Genomic DNA, 1567 nt, shown 5'->3' with positions numbered 1-1567 from the left:
CACGCAAACTCCGCCTCGCGGTCAAACTTGCTCGGTCCCCAAACAACGTGACAATGCCGACCAGGCGGCACGCTCGGCTAAAGGCAGCTGCCTAGGTCTGCCGACATACTTGGTCGCAAGCTGATCGACACCGCCGCTACACGTGCTCCACAGCGGCGGTGTCGATCGGCATCGATAAGCGTCCTGTTCCCGGTTGTTCCGCTAATCAGCCGTGCGGCCGCATGACAACCTTGATTACACCTTCCTGCTTGTCACGGAACTTGGCGTACATCTCGGGCGCGTCCTCAAGACTGGCCGGATGCGTGATCACAAAGCTGGGATCGATCTCGCCCGCGACGATCTTATCCAGTAGCGGCTTGGTGTAACGTTGCACGTGGGTCTGCCCAAGCTTGATCGTCAGCCCCTTGTTCATCGCTGCACCGATTGGAAGCTTGTCACCCATCCCGACGTAGACGCCGGGCACGGAGACCGTGCCGCCCTTGCGGCAGCTCATGATCGCCTGCCGCAGGACGTGGACGCGATCAGTGGCGAGCATCATGCTTGCCTTCACCTTGTCCATGACCGCGTCCGCCGCCCCGTGCGCGGCCGCCTCGCAGCCGACAGCATCGATGCAGCTGTCGGGGCCCCGGCCCTTGGTTCGCGCCTGCAGCTCGTCATAGACATCGGTTTCGGCGAAGTTAATCGTCTCAGCGCCACCGGCCTCCGCCATGGCGAGTCGCTCGGGCACCTCGTCGATCGCGATCACGCGGCCGGCGCCCATCATCAGCGCGGAGCGGATGGCGAACTGGCCGACCGGACCGCAGCCCCAGATCGCGACGGTGTCGCCATGCTCGATCTGCGCATTCTCGGCGGCCATGTAGCCGGTCGGGAAGATATCCGATAGGAAGAGGGCCTGCTCATCGGTAACGTTGTCGGGAATCTTGATCGGACCGACATCCGCCATCGGCACGCGGAGATACTCCGCCTGGCCGCCGCAGTAGCCGCCCAGCATGTGGCTGAAGCCGAACAGCCCGGCGGGCGAATGGCCCATCGCCTTGGCGGCCATCTCGGCGTTCGGATTGGTCCGATCGCAGGCCGCAAACAGACCCTTCTTGCAGAACCAGCAATCGCCGCAGCTGATCGTGAACGGCACCACCACCCGGTCCCCGATCTTGAGGTTGGTGACCTCGGACCCGAGCGCCACGACCTCGCCCATGTTCTCGTGGCCGAGGATGTCGCCGGCCTCCATGGTAGGCATGTAACCATCAAAAAGGTGGAGATCCGAACCGCAAATCGCGCAAGCAGTAACTTTTATGATGGCATCCCGGGGATGCATGATCTCCGGATCGGCGACAGTGTCGCAGCGAATATCACCCTTACCGTGCCAGCATAGTGCGCGCATGACCTATCTCCCTAATTTTAGCGGCGCTCAACCGATTATGCTTCTCGTCAACGTCGCACAAGTCAACAAGCGACGAGGAACCACGCGATTAGCCCGCCGACATCCTTCCGGCGCCGATATCTTGCGGGGGCATTGTCACGTTGTTTGGGGACCGAGCAAGTTTGACCGCGAGGCGGAGTTTGCGTG

Annotated in this window: 2 protein-coding genes; one reads left to right on the top strand and one right to left on the bottom strand. The window is 62.2% G+C overall.

All coding sequences use genetic code 11. The annotated features are described in order from the left end of the window. Positions 1 to 205 precede the first annotated feature (205 nt). On the bottom strand, positions 206 to 1381 hold the full coding sequence (locus BT98_RS0120195) for a zinc-dependent alcohol dehydrogenase (protein WP_026033573.1): 1176 nt from the start codon (positions 1379 to 1381) through the stop codon (positions 206 to 208). Here BT98_RS0120195 and BT98_RS27900 point away from each other — a divergent pair. Then, on the top strand, positions 1380 to 1567 hold a 188-nt coding region (locus tag BT98_RS27900; protein ID WP_211254420.1), incomplete at its 3' end, for a hypothetical protein. The genes BT98_RS0120195 and BT98_RS27900 overlap by 2 nt on opposite strands.

It is taken from the genome of Roseomonas mucosa ATCC BAA-692, assembly GCF_000622225.1.
In the GTDB taxonomy this organism is placed as follows: domain Bacteria; phylum Pseudomonadota; class Alphaproteobacteria; order Acetobacterales; family Acetobacteraceae; genus Roseomonas; species Roseomonas mucosa.
This window is presented reverse-complemented; position numbering and strand designations above follow the sequence as displayed.

What these genes read in the sequence shown, in the direction of transcription:
- BT98_RS0120195 (WP_026033573.1), bottom strand. Translation starts at nt 1,381, where the DNA reads ATGCGCGCACTATGCTGGCACGGTAAGGGTGATATTCGCTGCGACACT.